This is a genomic window from Bacillus methanolicus MGA3, assembly GCF_000724485.1.
Taxonomy (GTDB): Bacteria; Bacillota; Bacilli; order Bacillales; family Cytobacillaceae; genus Bacillus_Z; species Bacillus_Z methanolicus_A.
Genome location: NZ_CP007739.1, coordinates 1,367,774 through 1,390,957 on the forward strand (window position 1 = coordinate 1,367,774; position 23,184 = coordinate 1,390,957).

14 protein-coding genes and 4 pseudogenes are annotated in these 23,184 nt (G+C 35.2%); 9 read left to right on the forward strand and 9 right to left on the reverse strand.

The genetic code is table 11. The features are described from left to right. The first annotated feature begins 368 nt into the window (after positions 1-368). Positions 369-1,157, forward strand: coding sequence for a C40 family peptidase (locus BMMGA3_RS06750; protein ID WP_003349314.1), 789 nt, complete (start codon positions 369-371; stop codon positions 1,155-1,157). 32 nt (positions 1,158-1,189) lie between these two features. Here the strand turns inward: BMMGA3_RS06750 and BMMGA3_RS06755 are convergent, their stop codons facing one another. Beyond that, a complete protein-coding gene (locus BMMGA3_RS06755) occupies positions 1,190-1,375 on the reverse strand; it encodes a hypothetical protein (RefSeq protein ID WP_003349315.1) in 186 nt (61 codons plus the stop codon). A 399-nt stretch (positions 1,376-1,774) separates the two neighbouring features. Between BMMGA3_RS06755 and BMMGA3_RS06760 the strand changes: the two genes are divergently transcribed. Further along, complete coding sequence (locus BMMGA3_RS06760) at positions 1,775-5,197, forward strand: hypothetical protein (RefSeq protein ID WP_003349316.1); 3,423 nt, start codon at positions 1,775-1,777, stop codon at positions 5,195-5,197. 442 nt (positions 5,198-5,639) lie between these two features. On the opposite strand, the gene BMMGA3_RS06765 is transcribed toward BMMGA3_RS06760, so the two are convergent. Beyond that, positions 5,640-7,307 carry a right-handed parallel beta-helix repeat-containing protein gene (locus BMMGA3_RS06765; RefSeq protein WP_003349317.1) on the reverse strand — a complete coding sequence of 556 codons (1,668 nt, stop codon included), beginning with the start codon at positions 7,305-7,307 and terminating at the stop codon, positions 5,640-5,642. Positions 7,308-7,322: 15 nt separating this feature from the next. Continuing rightward, positions 7,323-7,931: a hypothetical protein gene (locus BMMGA3_RS06770; protein ID WP_003349318.1), complete on the reverse strand. Its 609-nt coding sequence runs from the start codon at positions 7,929-7,931 to the stop codon at positions 7,323-7,325. An 875-nt stretch (positions 7,932-8,806) separates the two neighbouring features. Here BMMGA3_RS06770 and BMMGA3_RS17175 point away from each other — a divergent pair. The 4 genes and pseudogenes from BMMGA3_RS17175 (at position 8,807) to BMMGA3_RS06785 (ending at position 12,887) form a co-directional block, all read left to right on the forward strand. After that, positions 8,807-8,992: a hypothetical protein gene (locus BMMGA3_RS17175; protein ID WP_003347276.1), complete on the forward strand. Its 186-nt coding sequence runs from the start codon at positions 8,807-8,809 to the stop codon at positions 8,990-8,992. Further along, positions 8,934-10,193: pseudogene (gene ltrA / locus BMMGA3_RS06775) on the forward strand (group II intron reverse transcriptase/maturase). The gene BMMGA3_RS17175 and the pseudogene ltrA overlap by 59 nt, the downstream one beginning before the upstream one ends. 280 nt (positions 10,194-10,473) lie before the next feature. Next, positions 10,474-11,856: a sugar phosphate nucleotidyltransferase gene (locus tag BMMGA3_RS06780; RefSeq protein ID WP_003349319.1), complete on the forward strand. Its 1,383-nt coding sequence runs from the start codon at positions 10,474-10,476 to the stop codon at positions 11,854-11,856. Between the two features lie 374 nt (positions 11,857-12,230). Further along, a complete protein-coding gene (locus BMMGA3_RS06785; protein WP_003349320.1) occupies positions 12,231-12,887 on the forward strand; it encodes a glycosyltransferase family protein in 657 nt (218 codons plus the stop codon). A 509-nt stretch (positions 12,888-13,396) separates the two neighbouring features. Here the strand turns inward: BMMGA3_RS06785 and BMMGA3_RS18740 are convergent. Then, positions 13,397-13,579: pseudogene (locus tag BMMGA3_RS18740) on the reverse strand (hypothetical protein); the annotation flags it as partial. A 213-nt stretch (positions 13,580-13,792) separates the two neighbouring features. Here BMMGA3_RS18740 and BMMGA3_RS18250 point away from each other — a divergent pair. Both BMMGA3_RS18250 and BMMGA3_RS18255 read left to right on the forward strand, forming a co-directional pair. After that, a pseudogene (locus BMMGA3_RS18250) lies at positions 13,793-14,035 on the forward strand (IS4 family transposase); the annotation flags it as partial. A 416-nt stretch (positions 14,036-14,451) separates the two neighbouring features. Next, the gene (locus BMMGA3_RS18255) at positions 14,452-14,550 is read left to right on the forward strand and encodes an ATP-binding protein (protein ID WP_412150926.1); all 99 of its coding nucleotides are present in this window, start codon (positions 14,452-14,454) and stop codon (positions 14,548-14,550) included. A 262-nt stretch (positions 14,551-14,812) separates the two neighbouring features. On the opposite strand, the gene BMMGA3_RS06800 is transcribed toward BMMGA3_RS18255, so the two are convergent. Together BMMGA3_RS06800 and BMMGA3_RS06805 are read right to left on the reverse strand one after the other, a co-directional pair. Then, a complete protein-coding gene (locus tag BMMGA3_RS06800) occupies positions 14,813-16,078 on the reverse strand; it encodes a glycosyltransferase family 2 protein (RefSeq protein ID WP_003349327.1) in 1,266 nt (421 codons plus the stop codon). Between the two features lie 838 nt (positions 16,079-16,916). Then, positions 16,917-17,633 carry a class I SAM-dependent methyltransferase gene (locus BMMGA3_RS06805; RefSeq protein WP_003349330.1) on the reverse strand — a complete coding sequence of 239 codons (717 nt, stop codon included), beginning with the start codon at positions 17,631-17,633 and terminating at the stop codon, positions 16,917-16,919. Positions 17,634-17,748: 115 nt separating this feature from the next. Between BMMGA3_RS06805 and BMMGA3_RS06810 the strand changes: the two genes are divergently transcribed. Then, positions 17,749-18,111 carry a glycosyltransferase family protein gene (locus BMMGA3_RS06810; protein WP_003349333.1) on the forward strand — a complete coding sequence of 121 codons (363 nt, stop codon included), beginning with the start codon at positions 17,749-17,751 and terminating at the stop codon, positions 18,109-18,111. 938 nt (positions 18,112-19,049) lie between these two features. Here BMMGA3_RS06810 and BMMGA3_RS06820 read toward each other — a convergent pair. The 3 genes and pseudogenes from BMMGA3_RS06820 to BMMGA3_RS06825 all read right to left on the reverse strand — a co-directional run bounded on the left by BMMGA3_RS06820 (position 19,050) and on the right by BMMGA3_RS06825 (position 22,865). Further along, positions 19,050-19,673 (reverse strand): CmcI family methyltransferase, encoded by a 624-nt coding sequence (locus BMMGA3_RS06820; RefSeq protein WP_003349336.1) that lies wholly within the window; start codon positions 19,671-19,673, stop codon positions 19,050-19,052. Between the two features lie 193 nt (positions 19,674-19,866). Continuing rightward, a pseudogene (locus BMMGA3_RS18260) lies at positions 19,867-20,305 on the reverse strand (dTDP-4-dehydrorhamnose 3,5-epimerase family protein). A 1,009-nt stretch (positions 20,306-21,314) separates the two neighbouring features. Then, complete coding sequence (locus tag BMMGA3_RS06825; RefSeq protein ID WP_003349338.1) at positions 21,315-22,865, reverse strand: glycosyltransferase; 1,551 nt, start codon at positions 22,863-22,865, stop codon at positions 21,315-21,317. Between the last annotated feature and the right edge of the window lie 319 nt (positions 22,866-23,184).

Sequence of the window (23,184 nt, forward strand, 5' to 3'; positions counted from 1 at the left end):
ACGAGATCGTCTTGAAGAGGAGACTTTTGTCCAAGCTCATTATTTATTACAAGCAGAATTTTTAATGAAAAATAGTTATTTTTACCTATTCTAAAAAGATAAATAGGCAATTTATCACTTGTATTAATTTGTTTGTAATAAAAATTTAATGGTTCATAATTCCCTGAACCTAAATTTTAATATTTTGCAATAAAATTATTGGATAATTATTCATATTTAGAAATAATTTTACATGTAAAATAAAAGAAAATAAACCATATATTTAAAAATAAGATTATTTTTTACTAACACTCCAAGTTTTGTGTCTACCATCTTAGTGGTTTTCTTACTAACATAAGGAAGGGAAAGAAATAAAAGGAGTGTTTAGTTTGAGAAAACGACTGTTGACTGTTACAGCTGCTGTCGGGTTCTTGTTTACTTCATTTAACGGAACTGCAAGTGCGCATGAAAAAATACATACTGTTAAATACGGTGAATCGCTTTGGGAAATTTCAAAAAAATATAACGTTTCAGTGAGTAATCTTCAAAAATGGAATCATCTTTCCGGCTCAAAAATTTATCCAGGTCAGAAGCTGACATTATTGGCTCCGCACAGCCACTCAAGCGGAACTGCATCAAAAAGCGGAACGGTTACCTATACGGTAAAATCCGGGGAAAGTTTATGGACAATTGCTAGAAAATTTGGGATGACTGTTAGTGAGCTAAAAAAAATAAATAAGCTAAGCCGTGATACCATCCATCCTGGTCAAAAACTATTAATAAAATCTACCAAGACTGCGGTTGATTCGGTTTCTTATTCAAATGTTAATGCTCTGATAGCAGAAGCCAAAAAGTATATTGGCGTTCCGTATGCATGGGGAGGAAGTACTCCTTCCGGTTTTGACTGCAGCGGTTACTTAAATTATGTATATAAAAAAGTAGGCATTTCGATTCCGAGAACAGTTGCATCTATCTGGAATGCAACCAAAAAAGTTTCATCTCCAAGAGTTGGAGATATCGTATTCTTTGAAACTAATAATAATGGACCTTCACATGCTGGAATTTACCTAGGCAACAATAAATTTATCCATGCTGGTTCTTCTACAGGAGTAACAATAAGTGATAAGAATTCATCTTATTGGGGCCCTCGTTATATTGGCGCGAGAACTGCATTTTAAGAAAGAAGGCTGCTTGAACTGCAGCCTTCTATCTATTTTCCTCTAATAAGTTCTCTAACTCCCATGTACAGAATGACAAAAGAGAATACGATTATCGCAATAACGCCTACAATATCGAAAAATGGTGATAAACCTGAGAGATAAGATGGTTCAGGAAGTCTTAGTAAAGCAAAACCGGATAAAATGGCGGCAAAATATAATAATACTAATCCATTCATTATGATCCCCCCTTTTACTGCAGTATATGTTCAAAAAAAGATGAAGGTTTGGGCATTCGTCTACATTAATGAAAGGGCTTTCAATTAATTTTTGTTTGTCAAAAAAGGGAAAATATACTAAATCTAATTTAATTAACTGAAAATTTAATACGACATATAGGGATCGTTCTTTAGCATTTTTAATCGTTTTACAAGGACGAAATTGAGCTTATGAACAGGAACAGCTCACCTGTTCCTAAGCTTTTTTTATACTGAAAAGCAAAGCGTCAAATCAGTAAAAGATGTCCCCTGAAACGAAATAAATTAAAAAATTTCTGAAAAATTATTGAAAATATTTTCATTTGGTGTAAAATTACACTAAATCAAACTAATATTTCCTTTTGTGTTAGGGGGATCTGTGTGGAATCTTTATCTAAGGAAGATCGAAAACGAATTTTTCAACAGGAACTATCATTGCTTAAAGAGGGGGAGTATATTTCAACTGATCAGTTTGTCGCCGTATCGAATGCTCATCACCAATATTATGCTGATTTGCTTTTACGGGAAAAACAGATCGAGAAGGAGAATTTGGTTCAAGAAAATAATCTGACTAAGATAAATGAAGTCATTGAAGAAAAGCCTAAGCCGGTAAAAAGAAAGCTCTCACCAGAAGAAATACGGGAAAAGAATATAACCTGGTCTTTAAACCTGGGTGTTCTCTTATTGTTAATTGGAGGATTATTTGTAGCAACAAGCAATTGGGAGACGATGGAAAATTGGATGAAGAGCGGGTTGATTGCACTTGTATCTTTCCTTTTTTACGCAATTGCCTATATTTCCGATCGTTTCTTAAAAATCCAAAAGACCGCTTTTGCTTTCATTGTTCTAGGAAGTTTGTTTTTACCGATCTTCATTTTATCTCTAGGCTGGTTTGAACTCCTTGGATCTTATTTATCGTTTTATGGAGAAGGCCGTTACGTTTTAGGAACAATTGGGGCATGGGTGCTGCTGCCAATCTATTTCGTGCATGCGCAAAAAATGAAAGCACGCCTTTTTGTCTGGTTCACTTTTATAACAGCGACGATTGGTATGGGATTTTTTTTAGCAGCATTGAATCTTCAAATAGATGCTTTTTACTTAGGAATTATGCTGTTTAATGCACTCTTAATATTTGTGTTCCACAGATTGAAGAAATCAGATTCTGCTGTATTGTTTACGAAGGAATTTGTTCTCTTTTCACAGGTTAATCTTGTTTTAACCAGTTTATTCATGCTTTTATTTTATCATCAGCCGCTTTTTTATGGATTTAATCTCATTGTAACGGCAATCGTTTATTTATCCATGGTCTATGTTACGGGGAAAAAAGAGTTCCATTTTGTTTTTACTGCAATGATTGTTTACGGATTCTATCAGGTTATTGAACATAGTATTCTCGTTTCTTTCGATGCAATCTTTTATGCTATTGCCGGAATTGCATTTCTCGCTGTCCCAAAATTTCTTGATGACAAATTTCCATGGGAAAAAGTGTTCCAGATTACAAGTGCTGTTGTTTCCGGTCTTGCTTTTTTATTTATTAGCTTCGAAGGAATTCTCTTAAGGATGAATGAACCTTCATTTGTATTAATGATAGCCTACCTAATTATTGCCTGTAATTTTTTGTACCTGGCGAACGTTAATAAAAACAAATTACTTATGTATTTAAGCCCATTTTTCCTTTTAGCTGTTTTTTATGAAGCAGTGTTAAAACTGGATTTGATTTTTCATTTTGAAACGTTTCTCTTGCCTATTTTTTTCAACGGTTTTCTGTTGTTTTTAATTTTTGGAACATTCACAAAAATACCTCAGCTAGATGTGATAAAGGAAAGCTCAAGAGACGTCGGGCTTGCCGTCATGTCTTTAGCGATTGTGACTTCCTTCGGGGTCTTTTACTGGCTGGAGTTAGGGATTATGCTTCTTGCATTATCCATCATCACTTATATTGTATTAAAAATTGAACAACGAAAGGATTTATTGGAAGCAGCTCCGTTGATTTTGCCATTGTCAATTGGACTTGCTTTTACAGCATTTGGTGAAGAACTTCGATTGCACTTGGAATATTACCAAAATAACCTTGGTGTTTCAACGAATTTTGTCCTCGGAAGCATGATTGTTTTGGTTAGCAGCATAATTTGGAAGAAGCTTTCACAGGAAGTTCTCGTGCGAAATTCATTCTATGTTTCACAAGGTCTATATACGATCGCAGTCATTTCTGCTTTAACGATGCATGTCAATGATTTGTGGGGAAGGCCATTGATCCTATTTGCGGGAATTGTAATGTATTTTGCTTTGTTCAAGAAAATTGGAGATCGATTGTTGACCTATTTGGTCAGCTTGTTATCATTAATCTGGTATTTTTCAATTGTATATGCGCTTCATTTAGAAATAACGTTTTCGCCGCTGATGGATGTCTTATTTCTTACTGCAGGTGCCATTTTCTTGTTTGCAGCTGCCATATCGCTTAGAAAAAAAGAACCGGAGCTTGCCGCAGGATTTGCAGGTACAGGCCATATTTTTTTGCCGATTGCTTTAATACTTTCCTTATTCTTATATAGGGAAGATGCAATGTGGAGCTTTATAGCTGGGCTTGTGATTTATGCAGGAAGTGCAATAGCTGCCGGAAAAGAGTGGAAAAAGAAAGTATTTTTATACGGGGCCTTTACTTCATTATTTTTTACAATATCAATATGGATTGACAATCATTATGACGGAAATTACGGACATGTTGCATATCTCATGACCAGCATCCTAATCGGATTGTTTTGGACCATTGCAAACAGTGAGTATAAAAAGAGATCCGTTTATTTTCTAATTCCTTTTTCACTCATTGGAATCACTGCCTTCTTAACGGTCTACCTATATGAATGGGAAACATTTATTGCTACACTTTTTTATGCAGCATTCATCTTAGTGTTTCTTCATCTATCGAAGTGGGATCAAATTGCCTTCTTGCCGATATTGCTTGCATATTTTGGGACTTTTCAGTTTCTAGCTTTATCGACTTTAACAAGTATGTACGAAGTTCTCATTTTGCTTGGAATTGGGCTCCTTCTCCTTATCGCAGGTTCATATTTCTATAAACAATTATTTGAAGAAAAAGAAGGAGAAAGGTTTATTCGGATTGACAGTTACACATTAACTGCTTTTCTATTTATATGTTCAGCCTATTACTTTTCAACCGATCACGCATTTGTCAAATTATTGCCTGGGCTCTTTATTTCTGGTGCTCTTTGGCTCCAGCGGAAACGAGTTCCCCGGGATTGGGTATTTATTCCTGCCTTTCTCGCAGGCGCTTATTTATTGCAGCCATATTATTCGGCCGTTGACGAATTCAACATTCCGGATTTATGGGAGCGTGAAGTCATTGTATTGCCATGGATAGCCCTTGTCATTTATCTTCGCAGATGCTTACAAGGGAAATACAAAAAATACACCAATTATGCCCAATGGGGGGTCTTGATTCTTGTTTCGATCCTGCTCGTTCAAGACGGCCTGGCAAGTTCGACGGTATATGACGCATTAATTTTAGGTTCGTTATCACTCATCTCAATCCTTGCAGGTATGTTTTTAAAAGTAAAATCCTATTTCTTCGTTGGCACAGGAGTCCTGCTCTTGAATGTTCTGTTGCAAACCCGGCCATACTGGGGAAACCTGCCATGGTGGGCTTATCTCCTTATTGCCGGTTCCATCCTTATTACAGTTGCCAGTTATAATGAATGGCATAAACAGAAAAAAGAAAAAGGTGAAAGAACTTTGCTGAATGGCATAAAAGAAAAAATGATCAGCACGTTAAAACGGTGGGAATAACCTCTCTAAAGGAAACAAGGGAGTACTCATTCTTTACTCAAATTAGATGCAAAATCCACTAATTACGTATTAAGCTGCTGCAAAAGCACTCGGCGATGAAAACCTGTTCCTTCAATAAAAAGGGCCAGGTTTTTTATTGTTTTTAGATTCTGTTTAAAGAGGGATGTTGCATTCTTAAATTCATCTTTTCGCCCTCCAATATTTTAACGCAGTACAGCATTGAGGGCCAGACCCCCGAATTTGTTTCTGAATTTCGTTTATTTGTTCTAGGCAAAGGTGTTGATATATTTATGAATTTTATAAGCAAAAATACCTTTCTAAAATGGACTGAAAAAGAATATCTGTAAAGAAAGGCGACATTACTCAAACTGTATCGAGTGTTATTCGCCTTACAAGAGCTGTTGCTATCTTTTTTTGTTCTGATTTAATTTAGTTTGGTTTATTAAAGATTGTTTTTATAAAAATCTGCTACAAAGGATACACCCGCAGGATTGTTCGGACCAAGGCTGTTATAATTAAGTGCTTCTACAGTGATGACGATGAAGTTTCCTGATTGAGTTGGAGTGAACACCTTTGAATACTGTCGTAATTTTTGCCAGTTCAACGGAGGAGTCGTATCCGTAGTAGTACCAGCTGCTGCTATCATGAGTCCATCATTTAATCCTCCAGGCGGGGTGATAGATTGAACAAGGGCTCCGCCAGCGTCATATTCTTCAATAAACAATCTGTGAGCATTATCAGTAAAAACTGTAGCAAAAACAACATGACTTGTTGGGAAATTACTTACATCTTGAAAAGCTTGAGAAAAATAACGTAGTTCTCCTGGAGCGGCACTAAAATCTTCCCAAACAATCGCAGGTTCCCCAAAAAGTGAAGCATTATTTGGTGCTTCATAGTCACGGATTTCCGGCCAGACGCCTGGCAGGTTGCCGATCGCTTGAGCAAGCGTTCCCGCATTGGTTCTCGCTGCCGTAGCTGCAGCAGCCTTTGTGGCAGCTACAAAAGTCCTTGTCGACGCACTAGCTTCTCTTACAAGGGGTTGAATGACACATGTTCCTGGAGGTTCTTGAAGTGGATCATCACGAAGGAACGGGATAACGATAGCGACATCGTCCGGATCAAAGACAGCATCACCTGTTCCAAGGGGGTTTAATACATAGGTAGGACCGGTTGAACTTCCCCACCAGTTTTCAGTTGCATCGAGGAAACGGTTAGCGCCTGTAACATCATAAGCACCCGTTTCAACCTCTAAACCAGTAGCATTTCCTACAATGGAATTATGTTTAGCCCGGATGTTCGTGTTGGGATTCGTGGTTTCTCCAAGCTGGAGGGTAACGGCAATTCCCCTAGTTAAATTGTTTAAAATCTGGTTGCCTTCGATTTCAGTCCGATTGGTTCCGCCAGCAAAGAAGATCCCACTGCCAACCTGACTTGATATAATGTTGTCATAGATTTTAATATCTTCGGTTTCAAGTAATCTAATGGCAGCATCGGTAATTTGGTTGCGCGAGACGACCACATGGTTTGCTGGAATTCCTGCGAAAGCAAAGTTAATGGATGTGCCCACATGGTTTTTAAATAAATTATTGTCGATCAAAGCATTACTAATTCCTTGATCACTGTAGATACCATTCGCGTTGGCAACTCCCACTTGGTTATTATTATCGAAAAAGTTGTTCCTTACTTGCGTATAATTGGTTCCGCTTGAATTAAGGTAAAGTCCGAATACATTGTTCCGTATGATATTATTAAAGATCCAATGTCCGGAAAGTGGAGCACCCGCAGATGTGGGCAAAGTAATACCCGGACCTGCGCTATTTCCTTCCACCGTAAAACCATCGATTACCACGTTGTCAGCTTGAACTATAATGAGAGCATCACCAGGGTTATCTCCTGTGCCGGTTATGATAGATTCTGGTACATCAATTCTATTTCTTGCATCTACGCCAGCTTGGGCACCTAACAATTGAATACTTTTGTTAACAAATATTGTCCCTTCGTTATACGTTCCAGGCAGGACACGGACGGTATCAAAATCGCTTGCCGCTGCAATTGCTGCAGTTATCGTAGGAAAAAAGGTTGGTACGATAAGTTCACTTGCTAAAGGCATATCATTTTCTCTCCTTTACAATAGTTTTGATCGATAAAAATCGGCTACAAAAGCCACGCCAGCTGGGTTAACTGGACCATTTGGATTGTAATTAATAGCTTGAACGGTTAAAACAATAAAGTTATCAGTTGACATGGGAGTAAAAATTTTAGAATATTGCCGCAGAGTTTTCCAGTTATATGGCGCCGACACGTCAGTTGTTACGCCCGCAAGAGGATTCATTATGCCATCGTTTAAGCCTGCGGGTGGCGTGATAGATTGAACAACCATTGTCCCCGTCGGATCGACTTCTTCGATAAAAAGAATGTGTGCATTATCCGCAAATACGGTGGAAACGACAACATGATCTTCCAGTGAACTAATAGAAAATGCTTGTGAAAAATAAAGAGTCTGGCCGGCAGGAAACGAAAAACCGTCCCAAACCAATTGTGGAGTACCTAAGAGAGTAGCATTGTTAGGTGCATCATAATCATCATACTGGGGCCATATATCTGGTACATTCCCAATGCCTGTTGCTAGAGTACCCACGCCGGTAACTGCCGCTGTGACCGCTCCGGCCTTCGTAGGATCTGTGAAAGTAGTTGTTGAACTGCTTGCTGCGCGTTGAACAGGTAGTATTGCCAATAGAATCAAACCTCCTTTCGTATATTACATTTTATGCTTGTCTCAATATTTGATATAGACATATATAGTAGAGTAACTAACCATTTTCAACTCAACTTTTCTTACTATAAAAGTTGAATGAATTAAATCCTGACATAAAGTCATTCAATAATTTGTCTCGTATTAGTTTGATAATTTCATTATTTAGCTTGAATATTTTTCAAATTAAGTAAGATATAATATTTATTTCTAAGACCTTCAGCCGAAAGGCTTTCTCCCTATTGGAATCTAGAGTGAGTTCAAGAGATCCGGACCAACTCACTACGATAAGAGTTCTTGATACTTACATTTCGACATTCAACCTTAACTCGAATTTGAGGTATACTTTACTAATTACGTATTGAGTTAATTACAAAAAGTGCTCGCCGATTAAAACCTGTTCCTTCAAAACGGAGGGACAGGTTTTTCCGTTGTGCGCCCGGCATGGGTGTAATCTATAGGGGGCAAGTCCCGAGCTGTGAAGGCAGAAGTAGCAGTTAGCTTAACGCAAGGGTGTCCGTGGTAACGCGGAATCTGAAGGAAGCGGGCGGCAAACTTCCGGTCTGAGGAAAACGAACTTCATATGAGGCTAGGTATCACTGGGTGAGTTTGCAACACAAAACAAAGCCCTTTCTGCCGAAGGTGATACAGAGTAAATGAAGCAGATAGATGGAAGGAAAGATTACACTCTTACCCGGGGAGATCTGACTGGCACGCCAAGTAATCTTGGTAACCTATCTAGCGATAGATAGCTGAGCAGTCAGAAGTCAGCAGAGGTCATAGTACTCTTTCGAGCTCGAGACGAAAGAGGAAGGACCGAACAATTAAGGAGAACGAAACACTACCGTTCATCTTCTGTGTTGAAGCAGACAATCCGGCAGGACTTACTTGAAGGAGGAAGTGGTGAATCCCACGGGGGACTTCAAGAGGGTGGAGCAGAAGATGGCACAAATAGAGGGATTCGTTCACGTGGAGAGGATATCTATGTTGATGGAACTGATTTTGTCACGGGAAAATCTCCTAACGGCATTAAAACGAGTTGAACAGAATAAATAAAGGAAGTCACGGAGTAGATGGCATGCCCGCAAAAGACCTACGGAGACACCTCTATGAAAACTGGGACTCCATTCGACAGTCGTTAAGAGAGGGAACCTACAAACCCTTACCCGTTCGTCGAGTCGAAATCCCGAAACCGAACGGCGGAGTAAGACTTCTAGGTATCCCCACCGTGACTGATCGTTTCATTCAACAAGCGATCGCCCAAGTGTTAACGAGAATCTTCGATCCGACCTTCTCTGAACATAGCTACGGCTTTCGCCCAAGCCGCAGAGGACATGACGCGGTCAGGAAAGCAAAGGGAAGAAAGAAGGATACCGCTGGGTGGTCGATATAGACTTAGAGAAATTCTTTGACAAGGTGAACCACGATAAACTGATGGGGATCTTGGCGAAAACGATCGAAGATCGGATTTTACTTAAGTTAATCCGCCGGTATCTCCAATCAGGCGTGATGATAAATGGAGTGGTAATGGAAACAGACATGGGAACGCCACAAGGTGGACCGCTTAGTCCACTATTAGCAAACATCATGCTTCACGAATTGGACAAGGAACTTGAGAAACGTGGACATAAATTTGTACGATACGCGGATGACTGTAATATCTACGTGAAAACAAAGAAAGCAGGAATTCGTGTCATGAACTCCATTACTAACTTTATCGAGAAGGAATTAAAGCTCAAGGTAAATAAAGAGAAATCGGCGGTAGACCGTCCTTGGAAACGGAAGTTTCTCGGTTTTAGCTTTACACCAAACAAAACACCCAAGATACGGATGGCGAAAGAAAGTGTGAAACGATTCAAGAACAAGATCCGTGAAATCACATCAAGATCCAAACCGTATCGAATGGAGGAAAGAATTGAGAAACTGAACATGTACCTAATGGGATGGTGTGGATATTTTGCCTTGGCAGATACACCAAGCAAGTTCAAAGAATTGGATGAATGGATAAGACGAAGACTTCGAATGTGTTTATGGAAAGAGTGGAAAACGCCGAAAACAAGAATTCGGAAACTTAGAGCATTAGGTGTTCCAAACCATAAAGCAATCGAGTGGGGCAACACGCGCAAGAAATACTGGCAGATTGCCTGCAGTCCCATTCTACACAAAACCCTCGACAACTCCTACTGGAGTCATCAAGGGTTAAGAAGTCTATTCGAGAGATATCATTTTCTACGTCATACTTAATTGAACCGCCGTATACCGAACGGTACGTACGGTGGTGTGAGAGGTCGGGGGTTAGTCACCCCCTCCTACTCGATTTCAACTTCTGTTTAATGAGGGATGTAACATATTAAGTTTTCTCCTATCTCCCCAACACTTTAACGCGGTACATCATTGAGAGGGCAAGACCCTCCATAAAAGGGCAGTTTTACTAGCTTTTGTCCATTTCATTAAACCTGATAACTACATATGATATTAAATCCGGAGAAAATTTTATTTAATTAATCACATCGAGGTGCATGACATGAAGCTTATTTTGTTATCAGGGGGTTCAGGAAAACGACTATGGCCGCTTTCTAATGAATCCAGATCAAAACAGTTTCTAAAGATATTACCATATTCAGATAATGAGTTAGAATCCATGGTTCAGAGGCTTTGGCGACAATTAAAAGCCAATCAATTAGTGGATGCTTCTTTTATTTCGACTAGTAAAGCACAAGTGGATATCATTCAAAGTCAATTGGGAACTGAAGTACCGCTTATCATTGAGCCGGAGCGAAGAGATACTTTTCCGGCAATCGCATTAGCCTCAACGTATTTTTATTCAACCATTGGAGTTAGTTTAGACGAAGTCATAACTGTAATGCCTGTCGATCCATTTGTGGAAAATCAGTTTTTTGATAAGGTCAAAGATTTAGAGGATGTAATTGCACAATCCGATAAGGATATTGCATTAATTGGAGTAAATCCGACTTATCCTTCAACAAAATATGGTTATATCATTCCTGACAAAGATAAAATGGACCATGAGCAGCTGCAAACATTTATAAAAGTAAAAGCTTTTAAGGAAAAACCGTCAGAAGATCAAGCACAGCGTTTGATTGAACAACATGCATTATGGAATTGCGGTGTTTTTGCATTTAAACTGGGCTATATGATTCACCAGCTGGAAAAAAGAGGGATGCCTGCTCATTATAATGAGCTCATTCAACATTACGAAAGGCTGCCGAAAATAAGCTTTGACTATGAAATTGTGGAAAAGGCGGAGCAAATTGTCGTTATTCCATATAATGGTTTTTGGAAGGATTTAGGAACATGGGATACGTTAACAGAGGATATGGAAACTAATATCATCGGCATCGGATCAATGAGTGAAGATTGCAGCAATACGCATTTAATCAATGAATTAGATATTCCCGTCATTGTAGTAGGTGCTTCAAATTTGGTTGTGGCAACAAGTCCTGATGGTATTTTAGTTTCAGATAAAGCGAAAAGCCACTATGTTAAAGAGATTGTAAAAGATTTCGATCAACGGCCAATGTTTGAGGAACGCCGTTGGGGGTGGTATCGAGTTTTGGATTATAAAGAATCTGTTGATGGAACGAAAGTACTGACAAAACGATTATGTGTAAATGCAGGAAAAAATATTAGCTATCAATACCACAATAAACGAAGTGAAGTATGGGTTGTCGTGTCCGGTGAAGGTGAATTTGTGTTGGACGGAGTAATGTCTAATGTAAAACCTGGTGATGTATTGAACATACCAGTTGGCGCAAGACATGGAATCAAAGCGATAAAAGATCTTGAAATTATTGAAGTTCAGATGGGGAGTCAACTTGTAGAACAAGATATTGTTCGTCTTTTTATGTCATGGGAAGAAATGAAAAAATCGATCGAGAATGAGTGATTTATTGTTTTTAGCTTTAATAATAAATGTTGAGAAAACAGAGTAAACCCTGTGTATTTTATATACTCTGTATTCCATTATGCATAGTAAAGGGTTTCCTGTTAAATTGTTCGGTCTAGGTAATGAGGGGGTAACCTGAAAATACAAGTATTTTATTTATTTGGATGTGATACGCAAATATTATTGGAAAAATCATAAAAATAATCTTTGAGTTTTATTTTTTAGGTTGTATTAAATATGTACTCTTCACTTGGTTACACTAAGAATTTTCGTCACATATAATACATTAAATGATCAAGTATCAAAACACTTCAGTTATTTTCAATGTACAATAGAGGATAGAAAAACAAACATTAAAGGGAAGGAGATTGTTTATGAATTTTATAGTTGGTATTCCCTATGTTAATCGCCCGGATTTATTACAAAGGGCTGTTGATAGCATAAAGCCATATTGGCCTAACACGGTGATAATTGATAATTCTGAGCAACAGGAGCTTCGGAATCATGACATCTCATCAAAAGTTGAGGTTTTTATTCCTCCAGTTCCTTTAACATTTACTCAATCGATGAATTTTATCATAAAAAAAGCTAAAGAAAATAATTGTGATGTATGGATGTTTATGCATAGTGACGCAGAGGCGCTCCCAGGAGTAGCAGATGCCTTTCTTGAAACGATAAAAAAAATACAAAATGAAGGAAGAAAATGGGGTGTGATTTATACTTATTATGACACTCTTGCAGCATACAATATGAATGCACAGAAAGAATTAGGTGAGTTTGATACTATATTTCGGGATTATCATTCTGATGTAGACTATTATCATAGAATGGATATATTAGGGTATGAAAGGATTAATACGGAATTTGGTGATAAGATTATTCATCAAAATGGAGGAAGTAATTCTATAAATTCAGATCCGAAAAGGTTACAATTGACGCAAGCGACATTTTCTCTTTATGCACAATATTATCAAACGAAATGGGGAGGTCCTGGGGGAAAAGAAAAGTATAAAACTCCATTTAACCAGTAGCTAATGACCTTAGCTGAAACAAATGAATGATCAAGTTCTGTGAACAACCTAGAAAAGAATTATAATTATAATGTTTTCAATAAAGTTTTTACTTTTTTAATATTCTTCCTCTACCATAAAACACTCCTCTGCAATTGAAAAGAACCATGTAGAACCAAACTAGTACATGGTTTACTAAAAATTATTTTTTTATATTAGACAGTGAGCTAGTTTCAGTGCTGTACTTAAATAAAAAATTCTCGTTTTTCAGTATTGATTTCAATGCTAAAACGGGTATTTTTTTGCAAATTTTTGTTTATGGCAAACAAAAATAAACACTCCTACATAAGATAGTACTCTTGATGATATACCATTTGAAAAAGCTCTGCGTATCATTTGCAGAGCATTTAAATCATAAATGATTAACACCACCCTCAGTATCCGTAACCTCCATATCCATATCCATATCCCCTATATCCTCCGTATCCATTTGGGGATCCATACCCGTATCCCCCATATCCTCCTTATCCATATGGCGAAAGTAACGTACCAGCTAATAAACTACCTGCTAATCCACCAAAGAAAGGCCCACCGAATACATATCAACTAAACGGTCTGCCAAAACCAAATGGTCCAAAAATTCTTTCATCTTGATTGCCTTCTTGATTTTCCTGAGAGTATACATTGGGTAAAAAATGCATTTCTGAATTCATTAAGAAACCTCCATTTTCATTTTCTTCTTCAATAAAGAATATGCATTTACCCATCTACTTTCTTGGGTGAATATCTTTGGTTGAATATATGGGATGCCGCCACATCGTCCAAAATAAGATGAATTTGTATCCCCATAACCCAAAAAACGCTATTCTTTTTGCAGAAATATACAGGAAGGATGGTGTTTTTTAGAATTATCTATTTCAGACGAAATGAATCTCTTTTCTCAGGAACTTCGAAACTACTTATCTTCATCTTCTTTTCAAGAATTTGTTCAACGTACAAGTAAATATCAAGCACAAGAATTAATTGTTTTATGTGTATGGCTTAGTCAGCAGGTCACGAGTACACCCCTCACACAATTATGTAGCCGCCTCGAAGCATCTATAGGTGTCCTCATGAGTCCCGAAAGGCTTAATCAAAGATTTAATGATTCAGCAGCACAGTTTCTTCAATAAGACCGATGGCAAGAAGACCGCAGCTAATTTAATATACAAGTTTTTACAAACAAATACAGCCATTATGGTAACCATGTTTTACAAAATGTACATTGTCAGAAAAACAAATGCCGAAAATAACAGGAAAGCCATTTGCATGGACCACCATTCTTATGGCTCAAGGACTCACAGCAGAATATCTTTTACATGAATATTAAACCTTATCTTCTATGGAGGTGTAGGTACTGGAAAAACCTACTTATCTACGCTTATCGGTTTGTTATGCAATTCAAAATTAGAGAAGCGTATCAAATATTATATGATGGCAGGTCTATTGAAAAGATTATTAAATGCTTAGAAAAAATGTTTGTTGAGTGGCTCATTAAACAAATTGAGAAATTGAATCTGATTATTCTCAATGTACATATATTCTTTTGCATAAACAGGGGGCAGAGCTTCTTTTTCAAGTGATCTCGATGTGTTATGAAAGAAAGAGCATGATTGTGACGACGAATTTACAGTTTGGGCAGTAGAATCACCTATTTAGGGATCCTAAAATAACGGAAGCTGCAATCGATCGGCTTATTCTTTAATAGCATTTCATGGAGAAAGCCATCGATATAAAGAATTATTATTACACAGTAGGTAACTTACAGGGACGGCAAGTGGTACATTTTTAATTGCCATTTGATACATTTCTTACTTGCCATAAACAGCAATTATACCAGTTGTTCTAAATTAAAGCAGTTTGAGGTATGCTCCTTACTTGTTAGAATTGGAATATTTAAAAATATTTTATATAGGTGTCCCTTTTTTAAATTGAGAAAAAAGATCGTTATTCATTTCTACTGCATTTTCCTTAGGTAACTTTAATTTATTTAAAGTGTTTTCTTGGATAAAATGAAGATGGTTATTATAACAAATATAGTAGTCATTTTGATGTTGATATAAAATTCCATCTGGTAAAGTGATTATCTCATTAGCTAATGGACATATCATTGAACCGTTAGGAAGTTTAGATAAAAATTCGTCATTTACTTCTACAATTTTATCCCATCGAAATTTAAAATTGTTAAATGCTTCCACGCTTTGTATAGGGTGTTTTTTATTATTTTGAATATAATAAACTATGGGATTAGTTGGGGACTTTACCAGTCTTTGGTTTGGAAATTTATCTGGTTCAATCAAAACCATATGATTTATTGGAATCCCTTCTTCGTATCTAAATAGATAAGGATCAGGTATTCTAACAACTTCTTCTTCAGAATATTTTAATGGATTAAGCATATTTTCTGTAATCTTTCGCCGTCTTTGTTGATCAATTAAATAAATATCTGGTTTAAAACCTCTTACTAAAGTTCCATTAGGAATAACATAGGGTAAGTTTGAAGATAAGTTTTGATAAGAATCCCGATATTTTAGAGCAATATCTAAAATTTTTTTAATTGGATAAAAAGGTTGAAATTGAGTTAAACGTACCCAAAAAGCTGCATCACCAGCACCCCAATTGATAGGATGATCATCCCAGTAACTTCCATATTTATGAAACACTAAATCTGCTATTCTTCTCGTATGCATCACAGAACAATGATCTACAATACAAACTGGTTGGTTTAAGATCCCGGGAGCTTGGCGCACCCCTTCATCGAAGAGATTAAAGTTATCATCAAAATACTTAACGTGTTGTTCTGAATATACAATATCAATATTTGGATGTTGATTTAGATAATTAACCATTATTTCAAATCGCTCAGGCAAAAAGATGTTGTCATCTGTTAAATAAGTAATATATTTGCCTTGTGTTTTTGGGATTGCTTCATTTATTAACGTAGCATATCTTGCTGTTTTGAAACGTTCATTATCCTTGATATTACTATTAAAATATTGAATTCTCGGGTCACCTAAATACCGTTTAATAATTTGAGTGGTTTCATTGTTTGAATTATCATCCATTATAAAAAGTTCCCAATCCTGAAACGTTTGATTAATAACACTTTCTATGGCTTTAGTAATTGTACTTGGTTTATTATAACTAGTTAAAATCACTGAAACTGTTGGCATATTCCTTCCTCCTATGCTTATCCAAAAATTAATTATCATACTGCCTAGATGTTTAAACCGAGATTAAAAATAATACTATACAATTTCATACTATTTATTTTTTTTTTGAAATGTTCGGGCTAGTGTCTGATAAAAAACGAATTCATAAAGAAAATAGATTTATTTATGAGTACTTTTCTTATAAATTAATAATTTAGGACATCATGAAAGAGCACGGTAGGAAAATTATGTGAGGAAGAGTCACGCACAATTTGATAAGAACAGGAAGGCTGAAAGTTAAAAAAATAGCTTCTTTTCATCAAACAGCAAAGACTATAGAAAACTGGAAAGCCTAGATTTAGGACAACCTGATTGTGGTCAGCGAAAATGCTGGGGATCTCATTCTTACTGCAGAGTGTTAGATCAACTATTAGAAGAACATTTAGAATTGTCCTTTACCTATTATCTAAAAGAGCGATTTCGAGATATTTACCGTTCTGAAGACTATGATATAGCTCATGACCTTTTTGAGAATTGATCCAGTTGGCTTGGAGTAGTCCGTTTGCAATGTTCAATTTTATTTGTCGGAAACTGTCCACTTTAGTTTAGCAGTTACATATGATAGGGAGTGATTTTACGGATTTTGTTATTACGTGAAATGTCCAATTGTTTTAATTTGGGGAAGCGTTGTGCTGGATGAAATCGTGTCAGTTTCCCAACGATTTAAATCGACGGGGGATTATCCTGTTTTTATTGGAATCATTACACGAAACAATAGAACGTGAAAAGCCCTTTAACCGAGAACTTCACCTTATTCCAGATTAAAGGGATTCTATATATTTAAAAAAATCTTTATTAACTAGTTTCCATCGTATTTATTCAAAAGATCTTCAATAAACAATTGTAATTTTTTATTATTGTGAAATAAAATTCCTAATCCATAATGATGGGGAAGTTTATACAAGGTAAGTGGAAATGATGACTCATTGATAAAATCCTCTATTGCTGTTAAAACTCCATTTTTTTCTCCACCTTCGAATAGGGCATTATTTAAGGTGCGGTTCATTGATTTCTCTACTAATTCGGATTCCGGAGCTATTAACTCTGAGTGACCAGGTAACATTCCTTTATTTGCATAAGGCTTTCGAAATTCAGTTGGAATTGTTTCGGGAAAATAATACATATCTCTCCTTGCGTAAGGCCATTCAGTATCATGTAGTAAAACGATAGGGAACTTATTATTATTTAAAGCACTTTTTTCAACTATTTTAAGTTCATTAAATACTGTATACCAGTTATGATCACCATCAATTAAGACGGCATCATATTTTTTAATTTTCGATAAAACATTGAGACTAATATCTTTTATCAAAGTAAAACAGCCATGTTCTTCTTCTAATTTTTGATAATCGAAAGCAGGTGCGGGGTCTATAGCCGTTAAATGGCCTTCATTTTCAGAACAGTATTCTAATATATTAAAAGTATTATCTCCAAATTCACTTCCTATTTCAACAATGGACTTTACATTTTCTTCTATAAAAATGGGTTTTATAATTCCTTTCCAAAATTTATGCATATCATGAACTCCTTTTCGTTTTGGGGATTTTTGTAATAATTGTCCTTTAGAAATCTCCCCGAATTATTTTGTTAAGACAAAAATCTAATAAATAATTTATTCTGTTTAAGAAAGTGTGTTCCTCTCGTGTTTTATTCAGACCATTAACTTTAACAGCCAAAACGTAAATGCGTTTTCAGTTAAACTCCGAACATTTGAAATTTCGGCTTGCGGGGCCTTCCAACTGACAGATGTTCGAGAAGGTTTAAGAAGTTTTTATACCCCAGGTGTTGATATCGCTACATTCGATTCTCCCAATGATTTATTTGAAAAGATTGATTACTATCTAACTCATGAAGTTGAAAGGAGTGCTATTGCATTATATCAATCTGATATTTTATTTGTCGGTTCCGCGTTCTGGAAACAGCATGTTATTATAACGGAGCAAAAATTGTTATCAATATGGCATCGTTTACATGATGACTCATCCAAATCCTGATTTAATAAACAAAATTTTTGAGTTTTTTTATAAGAAGGATCAACATGATTTGAATAGGATCTTTTTGTTCCTCCATGAAATGTATATGCAATTAAACCTTCTTTTTGGCCCGTTAAAGTCTTATCCATATTTTCTTTAATATCAGTCTCAGATCTGTCGTAATTCCATATTTTCAAATTCTTTACATAACCTACATAATATCCATAAGGATTAGACCAACGAAAAGACCAGAAGCGTAGACATTCTCTTTTGGGCTTGTTAATCCTTTTTTTTAAAATCTCCATTAACATATAGATTAGGTGTTTTACTACGGTAAACGACTGCGATCTGTTTCCAGTCAGTAATGGACATGGGGTAAACTAAAAGGGCTGGGAGATAGGCAGAACTATGTTCATAAACAATAACACCATTAGTACCGACGGATACTCCAAAACCTGCATCCTCGGCTTTTTCTCCATACCCGGGTCCAATGATATATCTTTTGCCCCCATATACCACTTACATCTTCAATGGATTCTATATCCATGCTGATGGAAGATGACGGTTTCACCCAAAATTCATACGTAAACGAGTTACGAATCTTTTTTATAGTGTTTCAAATTTAATCATATGATTTCCTTTAAAAAGAATGGGTTCCTGTTCCATAATGACCACCTTTCTAACATGTTCTTATAACCAAACAGTCATTACGATCCCCCTAAGCTTCTAGGTAAATAAGATGAAATAGTGGATCCAACAGGTTTAAACCACTGTCGACGATATCATTTTCCTAGAGAAAATGGTGATTCTTGAGTTTTAGATATAAGGGGTGTTTTTTGTAAAGTGCAGAGATTTGCAGAGAATTTGGTTTGAACCAACTTTACATGGAGAGGTGGGCGTGATAGCCTCGTAGTGTAAAGACAACCCCTCATATAAAGAGATCAGGAAATAAATCATTTTTACTTAATTTTTTTTAAATATCCTTTTGGATTAAAAGTTAAGAAAAATTTTTCCCGACTTTGATCAATGATGAATTCGTCGTTCGTTGATAAGAACTCTTCAAGAGCTTCCATAGGACCATCGCCAAATTCAGGTAACACAGGGTGTCCATTAATATTTGTATCCTCTACAATTAAATAATTTCCTTTCGTCACAATTGAATGATACATTTCTAATTCTTTTAGTACATGATTTTTAGAATGATCCGAGTCTAAAATGACCATTACGGAGTCTTCCTTTGGTATTGTTTTTTTCAATTCCTCAATAATTTCTTCCGAAGTTGAAGAACCAATTAAATATCGGATCCTTGGATGAGTTTTTGGTATTTTATTGTCTGCTATATCTATTGTAATAACCTTTCCATGATCTATTAGGTCACAAAGCGATGATAAGAATAAACTAGTTCCACCAAGATTTGTTCCACATTCAATAATCCAATCTGGCCTTGTTTCATATATGATTTCTTGATAGATCCATAGATCTAGCGGACATTTGAGGGTTGGAACACCCAGCCAAGAAGTGTTTCCTTCTGACCAAACATGGGTATCGTAGTAATATTTATGAAATAAATCTTTAAAATCCATCTAAAAATTCGCTCCTTTTAATAAAGTTTTTTGAAGTAAATACAAAATTGAGCTAATTCTCAAAAATAAGCTTCAAATAGGTATGACCTATTCGTAAATTTATTCAATAAAAATTATTTGAATAAATGCATTTGCTTCTATTCATGATTAAACTCCCGCATCTCCTATTGACTGTTTATCGGTATTGAGTCTCCTAGTTAAATCCAATCATTGGATCCATTCCAGCTTATTCTTTTTTCATCAGGCGATTGTGGACTATATGATTCAGTAGTTAAATAATTTATGGTAGCTGGTTTCTGCCCAAGCAGTCTATAACTTTAAGCAATACCCTTTGGAATTTGCATCATAATGGGATTTTCCTCACCCATGTAGTAAACATTGGTTTCCACTTTTGTAGGTGAATGATCTCTTAGATCGTAAAGTACTACCTGAGCGTTGTCTGAAGGGAAAACCATAAATCATCTTGCTTTTCGTGGAAGTGAAAAACTTTTATCACTCTAGGGGAGCGCATTGATCACTAAGCCTAGCCAAATCTAGAAAGCAATTTAGTTTTATCATCACCGGACCAGTTCTCGAAATAACTGTTCGTCACAATGTTTTACTAGTTTTTTAGCCTTTACTCCTTTTTTCAACATTAAAAATCCTTTCGAATAAGTCTTTCAAAGCTTTATTCCATGCTGAAGCAGCTTATCATTCTTTTTTAAGCAAAGCATCATGTCCTAAAACTGGAATCGGAGCAATTGCTCCATATTCGTCAGACGTAGTGGGTAGTATGAGCTCCGGATTAATCCCTGCTTCTTTAAAAATAGCCTTTGCGAAATCAAATAAGGTGACTACCCCAATTGCATACGTGCTAGATACCATTTTTGAGATTTTTAACTAAATTCTGTTTTTATAATTTTCTATATAACTATATGTATGAAGACCTTTATGGAGACTACGTTTATGCTAAATTAAACATTTTGATTAAAATGCCTTAAGTCATTTGTCAGTGTTTTAAGAAGGGTAGATGAATATAAGGGATCTCTCTGCTTTCATTTATAAAAAAGAAAATTCCAGCCTTTTCAGACTGGATAGAATTACTCAAATTTTTAATTTCATTGGATAGATTTATATAACAAACTTTTTAATCCAGCAGAAAAATATTGCCCAAAGATTTTAAATTTCATTTGACAGGGAAAGTGTGATTTTGTTTTCCTAACATCAGTTTTTACCCAAATGCTTCGTAATGACAAAGAGAATTATTTATCCAAAATTATTCGTGTGTTATAAAAAGGATAAAAGGGTTTTATACTTTTTTTCTAAATAAAGTGTCACTAGAAAATATAAAAAAGGTCTAAGCAGTATTCCTTTTATAAAAAGTTATGAAAATTATAAAACGCTAAACAAAAGTCTTGAAGAAGGACAGTTTCGTATGATGAAACATTTTTGCAAACATTAGTACAGAAATATGATTTAGGTATTATAAATCCGGTTTCTTATGGAGCTTGGAATGGTAAATCTTATTATTAGAATGAAAACTAAAAGCGATGTAAATAAGGAATAGGGTACTCTAAACTATTATGCCCGTCATTACTTATAAAATTTTTCAAAATGATCTAGATAAAAAACTATATACAAAGTTATTTATACACTCCCCAATTATTGAGATGGAACCCGGTTTAAGAAATAAACGAACAGATGTATTTTTGAAGTACCATTATTTAACTTGTGAAGATTTAATTCTAGATCAAATGCACTTGGTTCTCTATTTAACAACTCTTCATATACTTTAAAAATAAAGTTTTCGTTGTTTAAATTTAATATTTTAGCTAATTTATTAAGAATGGTATGATGGTGAAAATCATTTACCTTTGGACTAGTATAAATTAATATTGCCTCTTCGCTTAATAAAAAAGTGGAAATAATGGTAATTTTTTTTACTCCTCGTGATAAATTTCTTAAATGTTGTTCAAATCCGTATTGGTCCGGTTCTCTATTTAATATTTCTTTATATAATTGATGTAAAAATTGTTCATTATTTAATTTCATAAGATCTAAAAGAGTTTTACCTATTTTTTTCTCATTTTTCATACTAAGATCTATAGGTGTTAATCTATTATTATCAATGTTTTCAGATAATTGATGATAAGCATTCAAAACTTTTTTTCCTGCAATTTCCCAATTGAATTGTTTTACATGGTTTAAACCCCTAACTTTTAATTTTTCTGTTAAGTGTTTATCGTCCAACATTATTTTTAATCCAATTGCTATTTCTTCTACATCTTCAGGGTTTACATTGTATGCAGAACCTCCAGAAATTTCCTTTAAAGAAGAAGTATTAGAGGTTAACACGGGAACTCCGCATGCCATAGCTTCTAAGACAGGTAGTCCTAGTCCTTCATAAAGTGAAGGAAATACAAAAAGTTCAGCACCATTATAAATTTCAACTAATTCTTCTATTGGGACGAAGCCTGTTAAGACAATATTTTTCTGAACTCCTAAACCGCTCGCAAGATTATTAATTTGTAAAATCTCATTCGTATTAAGGTCATTAAAAAAAACAATTTGGAATTGATTTACTAAATTGGGTAATCTAGAAAAAGCCTCAAGAAATCGAGCAAGATTTTTTCTGTATTCAATTCCACCGGAGAACAAAATATAGGGTTGAACGATATTATATTTTCTTTTTAGTAAATCAATGTCAAGATTTTGTTTTACTGTAAACTTTTCATCAATCCCTCCCATGATCACTATTATTTTTTGAGGATCAATACCTAAAATGTTAATAGCATCATTCTTTGTAGTTTCAGAGATTGCGAAAATTAAGTCACAAGATTTTATAAAATGTAAAGTTTCGAAATATTCGTCTTTCGTTTTTTTATCAATAAGATAAATATTTGGGTATAGAAGTGGAATTAAATCAAAGAGGGTAACAACCACTTTAATTCCTCTAGACAATAGGGTTGCATAATCTGATTTAAATTCAAAAGGGCTCGTAATATGAAAAATGTCAATTGAATTTTTACTTAGAAACATTTTTAAGTCGCTGTTTCGATAGGTTTTCTCATTATTTTTTTTAGGATAATAATAGAAATAATTGTTTTTATCATCTAGTTTTTTTATGGTTTCAATTAAATTTCTTGTATATTGTCCTATTCCTCTTTTATTAGAAATAGACTGAGTAAAACTCATATCAAAAGCAATATTCATCTCAATCACCTCGAATAACGGCTACACACCATTTTTATAATAAACACTTAATTTTGGAAAAAAATAACGGAAAAGTACGTCAATTAAACAATCCTAAAAAATTCATATAATTAATTTAGTACTATATTTATTTATGCTATTTTCGAAAAAAAGTTTAGGATAAGTAGTAAATTAGGAATGAAATTAAGCATCTGAAAATTTCCTATTGCAGTACGGACTTTTAAGTAAGACTGAACCCCTTACTTAAAATAAATACCTATTGAAAAATCCAGTCTTTAAGGCTGGATTTTCTTATAAAGGAAAGGAGAGAGTACGGACA